Annotated in this window: 5 protein-coding genes and 1 pseudogene; 4 read left to right on the forward strand and 2 right to left on the reverse strand. The window is 65.9% G+C overall.

Going from position 1 to position 4821, the window contains the following annotated elements; all coding sequences use genetic code 11:
• From ACXJKR_RS24330 to ACXJKR_RS24345, 4 genes and pseudogenes are all read left to right on the forward strand, one after another.
• A pseudogene (locus tag ACXJKR_RS24330) lies at positions 1 to 274 on the forward strand (hypothetical protein); the annotation flags it as partial.
• A gap of 191 nt (positions 275 to 465) precedes the next feature.
• Complete coding sequence (locus ACXJKR_RS24335; protein ID WP_056200043.1) at positions 466 to 819, forward strand: GntR family transcriptional regulator; 354 nt, start codon at positions 466 to 468, stop codon at positions 817 to 819.
• Positions 816 to 1685 carry an ABC transporter ATP-binding protein gene (locus ACXJKR_RS24340; RefSeq protein WP_457325000.1) on the forward strand — a complete coding sequence of 290 codons (870 nt, stop codon included), beginning with the start codon at positions 816 to 818 and terminating at the stop codon, positions 1683 to 1685. Before ACXJKR_RS24335 ends, ACXJKR_RS24340 begins: the two co-directional genes overlap by 4 nt.
• A gap of 15 nt (positions 1686 to 1700) precedes the next feature.
• Positions 1701 to 2567, forward strand: a complete 867-nt coding sequence (locus ACXJKR_RS24345) for a hypothetical protein (RefSeq protein ID WP_457325001.1) — start codon at positions 1701 to 1703, stop codon at positions 2565 to 2567.
• Positions 2568 to 2635: 68 nt separating this feature from the next.
• On the opposite strand, the gene ACXJKR_RS24350 is transcribed toward ACXJKR_RS24345, so the two are convergent.
• Together ACXJKR_RS24350 and ACXJKR_RS24355 are read right to left on the reverse strand one after the other, a co-directional pair.
• On the reverse strand, positions 2636 to 3508 hold the full coding sequence (locus ACXJKR_RS24350) for a ferritin-like domain-containing protein (RefSeq protein ID WP_457325002.1): 873 nt from the start codon (positions 3506 to 3508) through the stop codon (positions 2636 to 2638).
• A gap of 27 nt (positions 3509 to 3535) precedes the next feature.
• Entirely contained in the window at positions 3536 to 4450 is a 915-nt protein-coding gene (locus ACXJKR_RS24355) for a MerR family transcriptional regulator (protein WP_457325003.1), read from the reverse strand.
• Between the last annotated feature and the right edge of the window lie 371 nt (positions 4451 to 4821).

A 4821-nucleotide genomic window follows, 5' to 3' on the forward strand; every position in this document is an offset into this window, starting at 1 on the left:
GCTGATCTGCCCCTGGCATAGCGGCAACCGCCCGGCTGCGTTCCTTGAGTACGACGGCAACAAGGGCACGTTGATGCCGAGCAAGAGCTTTGCATTCGTGACGGAAAGTCCATGCCCACACTACTTTCCGGAAGAGACTGGAGACCCGCTCTTTGACGTCAGGCAGGCGCCCCAAGAAGAAGCGCCAAAACTGCGCATCGAAGTCTTTCGGCGTTGGCTGAGATCCTTGCTGACGCCCCTGCTAGGAAAGCGCGCCGCGCTACGTTCCAACTGAGTCAAGGATGGGTACGACCGAGTTCAGAGTTGTGCGCAAACAGTTCCGAGTTGTGCGCAAACCGACACCGACACCGACAGCCACCACATGCAGCCCATCCCCCCAAATCTGCAGCCTGTCGCCCTCCGCTAGGTCGCTCCCGGAGCCACGAGATATGGTGTGCTACATCAGCAACACACCTCGGAGCTCCCATGACTCCCACCTGGACAGACCAGGCACCGATCTACCAGCAGCTCGCCGACCGACTGGCCGTGCAGCTGCTTGACGGCAGCCCCCCGGAAGGCGAGGCCCTGCCGTCGGTGCGACAGCTCGCCAGCCAGTACGTCATCAACCCGCTCACCGTCACGCGGGCGCTGCAGGCGCTCAGCGAGCACGGCCTGATCGAGTCTCGCCGCGGCCTGGGCATGTATGTGATGAGCGGCGCCCGCGAGCGTTTGCTGCGCCAGGAGCGCGAGCAGTTCCTGCAGAAGGACTGGCCGGCCCTGCGCGCCAAGCTCAAGCGGCTGGGCCTGACCGCCAAGGATCTGAACTGGGAGTCGACATGAACCTCATCGAAGCCAAGAACATCACGCTGCGCTACGGCAAGAAGACAGCGCTGAACGACGTTTCCGTCGCGGTGCCCAAGGGCCGCGTCGTCGGCCTGTTGGGCCACAACGGCGCCGGCAAGACCTCGCTGATGAAGGCGATGGTTGGCCTGCTGCCGGTGCAGGGCGAGCTGAGCGTGCTGGGGCTGGAGCCGACCAGGAACCGCCAGCAGCTGCTGACCGAGCTCAGCTACATCCCCGACGTGGCGGTGCTGCCACGCTGGGCCCGCGTGCACGAGCTGATCACGCTGATGGGCCGGCTGCAACCCAAGTTCTCTGCCGAGCGCGCGCGCACCCTGCTCAAGCGCACCAGCGTTAGCGAGGGCGACAAGATCAAGAGCCTGTCCAAGGGCATGGTGGCCCAGACGCACCTGGCACTGATCGCCGCCATCGACGCGAAGCTGATGATCCTGGACGAGCCGACGCTGGGCCTGGACGTGGTGTCGCGCAAGAGCTTTTACGAGATGCTTATCGACGAGTGGTGCGACGGCGAACGCAGCGTGCTGATCTCGACCCACCAGGTCGAGGAGGTGGAGGCGCTGCTGTCCGACGTGATCATGCTGGACGAAGGCCGCGTGGCGCTGTCGATCAGCCTGGAGGACATCGACCGCCGTTTCGTGGCGCTGAACCACGACCCGGCCGCCGCCGACGCGATGGCCGCCGCCCACCCGCTGCTGCGCTACCGCGAGCAGGGCCGCACGACCTCGCTGTTCGACGGCCCGCCGCCCGAGCACATCACAAGCCTGGGCCAGCGCGTGCGCCCCAGCCTCGTCGACCTTTTCATGGCGCTGACCCGCAACCCGGCGCTGAACGGCAAGCAAGCCTGAACTGGAGCAAATGCCATGAACAACCACATCCCCACCCTGCTGCTGCGCGAGTGGATGCAGCACAAGCGCGGCTGGCTGATCGCCGCCTTCGCCCCGCCGATCCTTTTCCTGGCCATGCTGCCCTTCGGCCATGTGCAGGGCCTGCCGATGGAACACCCGGAGCTGATCGGCCTGGCCATCCTGCTGCTGAGCACCTGCGCGGTGTATGTCATCTGCCTGCTGGTGGCGTTGTTCCAGTTGCCCGGCTTGGCGCGGCGTGATGCGCAGGACCGCTCGATCGAGTTCTGGCTCTCCCTGCCGGGGCGCCCGAGCGAGAGCGTCGCGTCGACGGTGCTGGCGCATGCCTGGCTGGCGCCTCTGGGCGGCGCTGTCGTGGGGGCCCTTTTTGGCCTGCCGATCGCGATGTCGGTGCTGGGCAGCAAGGCGGGCTTGGGCGCGGCCATGTCGGTGAACTGGGGCGAGGTCGTCTCGGCGGCAACGCCCCTGCTGCTGCGTGGCCTCGTGGGCACCGTGCCGCTGATGCTGTGGCTTGCGCCGATGATCTTCGTGCTGATGGCCGCTTCGGCCTGGCTCAAGCGCCTGGGCGTGCCGCTGGTCTTCGTCGGCGGCTTCGTTGTCACCCTGGTGCTGCACAAGGTCTACAGCATCGACTGGCCGCTGCAGGCGCTGAGCGATTGGAACGAGCGCCTCGGCCACTCGATGATCAATGACGCGGACGGCCTGAAGTCGGCCCTGATGTCGGATGTCAACCTGTGGACCTGGTCGCTGCAGGACCTGAGCCACACGCTGGCCGATCTCGCCTCGCCGCAGTTCCTGGGCTGGGTCGCCGTGGCCGCCGCTGGTTTCGCGCTGGTGGTGATGAAGCGGGCACGCGGCGCCTGATCGGCCGGCCTGTCCAAAAGCAAACCGGGGTCAGTTCAACTGGCCCCGGTTTTTTGTTTCTGAACGCCTCAGGTCGGTGAACTGGCCAGAGCGTCGGGCGCCGCCGGCGGCACGATGCGCGCTGCCACTTCCTTGCGGAAGCGGTTGAGCTCCTGCACGGTGGCGAAGCTGCGGTCCATCAGCAGGCTCATGTTGTGCAGGATGCGCTCGACGACCTTGTTCTCCCAAACCGAGTCGAACTGGATCTGCTTGTCCAGCCAGCGCTCCAGCCATTCGGGGTCCGGCAGGCGGCTCTGGATGGTGTCGCGCGGGAAGAGTTTGGCGTTGACGTGCAGATTGGTCGGGTGCAGGGCCTGGGCCGTGCGGCGGGCGCTGGCCATCAGCACGCCGACCTTGGCGAAGGCGGCGCGGGCCTCGTCGCCGAACTTGGCCATGGCCCGCTTCATGTAGCGCAGATAGGCGCCGCCGTGCCGGGCCTCGTCGCGCGACAGGGTTTCGTAGATGGCCTTGATGACGGGCTCGTTGTGCCACTCGGACGCGCGGCGGTACCAGTGGTTCAGGCGGATCTCGCCGCAGAAATGCATCATCAGCGTCTCGAGCGCTGGCGCGGGGTCGAAGTCGAACCGCACCTCGTGCAGCTCGGCCTCCGTGGGCACGAGATCAGGGCGGAAGCGCTTGAGGTATTCGATCAGCACCAGGCTGTGCTTTTGCTCCTCGAAGAACCAGACCGACATGAAGGCGCAGAAGTCACTGTCTTCGCGGTTGTCGCGCAGGAACATCTCGGTGGCGGGCAGCGCCGACCACTCGGTGATGGCGTTCATCTTGATGGTCTGGGCCTGTTCGTCGCTCAACAGGCTGGCGTCGAACTTGTCCCACGGGATGTCGCGGTCCATGTTCCAGCGCACGGCTTCGAGTTGTTTGAACAGTTCAGGGTAAAGCATGAGAAATCCTCGTCTAGAGGCGGGATTCTAAAGTTCGCGCCAGCGTGCCATCTCCGGCGCGATTGCGGCCAAGCCGTCGAGGCAGCGCACGCCGTCCTGAGAGCCCGGCAAACGGAGTGCCCGGCTGCTGCTGCTGGCCCAGATTTCGACGGCGGCCGGCAGCTGCCCGCGCAAGCTGGCCAGCCCGTCCAGCATGGCGCGGTGGGCCAACTGGCCGGCGAAGCTCAGCGCGACGACATCGACCCGGCAGGCCGCAGCGGCGGCAGGCAACTGCGCCAACGGGGTCTGCACGCCCAGTGACAGGCAGACGGCGCCCTCCAGGCCCAGCAGAGCCTCGACCATCAGCAGGCCCAGCGCGTGGCTTTCGCCGGGCAGGGTTGTCAACAGCACCCGCGGCTGGCGACCGGTCGGGGGCGGCAACGCATGCATGGCCTGGCGCAGCACCAACTGCAGGGATTCGCTGTAGAGGTGCTCCTGGAAGATCTGCAGCGCCCCGCTCATCCACAGCTCGCCAATGCGCGTCGTCAAAGGCGCGAAGACCTCGATGACGCCGCGCCCCAGACCGCGGCGCAGCACGACCTCGGACAGCGCACGCCGCAGCCCCTCGACGTCATGGCCTTGCAGCAAGGCGGCACAGGCGGCGATCTCGAAAGGCTCGACAGCCGCGCCCGCGACGGGCACGGCCGCAGGCGGCTTCAGCAGGGCCGACAACTCCTGCACCGACGCAGCAACGACACGGCCCGGACGGTGGCCGGCGTCCAGCAACCGCTTCACGAGCCGCAGCCGCTGAACCTGTTCCGGCGGGTACAGGCGCTCGCCGGTCGCGTCGCGCCTGGGCGACGGGAAACCATAGCGGCGCTCCCAGACGCGCAGCGTTTCCTTGTGGATGCCGGTATCGCGCTCGACCGCGGTGATGCCGATGCCGTCGAACGAATCATTCATCGCTGGATCTCGGATCGCGCATGGTTCGCCCTGCACAAAGCTGGGACAGTAGTTGATTCCGGCCGCGCGAGAGGGGCGGCCCGCACACCAACAGAAATATTCGACAAAGCGAATTACACGTCCTACTGTTTGTAATTCCGCTGCAGCCACACGGGGCAGAGAAAAACAGCCGCGGCGAGGACAACAATCGTCACAGGAAACCGGTACACGGCCTTGGAATTTCGCGCTCAGTGCCCACTCTCAGGCTACACACCAGTAAAAACCCGAGTCCTGGCTCGGCTCGCACTCTCCGCTCAACCACGAATTTAGGTCGCGCAACCTCTCTGATCTCAGAGCAGCAATCTCGAAGCCGTTCTCCTCCTCCTCCCTCC

This window comes from Roseateles sp. P5_E11, from assembly GCF_054049355.1.

Bases quoted from the DNA above. Each gene is read 5' to 3' on its own strand.
- ACXJKR_RS24335 (WP_056200043.1), top strand. From the start codon at position 466: ATGACTCCCACCTGGACAGACCAGGCACCGATCTACCAGCAGCTCGCC.
- ACXJKR_RS24340 (WP_457325000.1), top strand. From the start codon at position 816: ATGAACCTCATCGAAGCCAAGAACATCACGCTGCGCTACGGCAAGAAG.
- ACXJKR_RS24345 (WP_457325001.1), top strand. From the start codon at position 1,701: ATGAACAACCACATCCCCACCCTGCTGCTGCGCGAGTGGATGCAGCAC.
- ACXJKR_RS24350 (WP_457325002.1), bottom strand. From the start codon at position 3,508: ATGCTTTACCCTGAACTGTTCAAACAACTCGAAGCCGTGCGCTGGAAC.
- ACXJKR_RS24355 (WP_457325003.1), bottom strand. From the start codon at position 4,450: ATGAATGATTCGTTCGACGGCATCGGCATCACCGCGGTCGAGCGCGAT.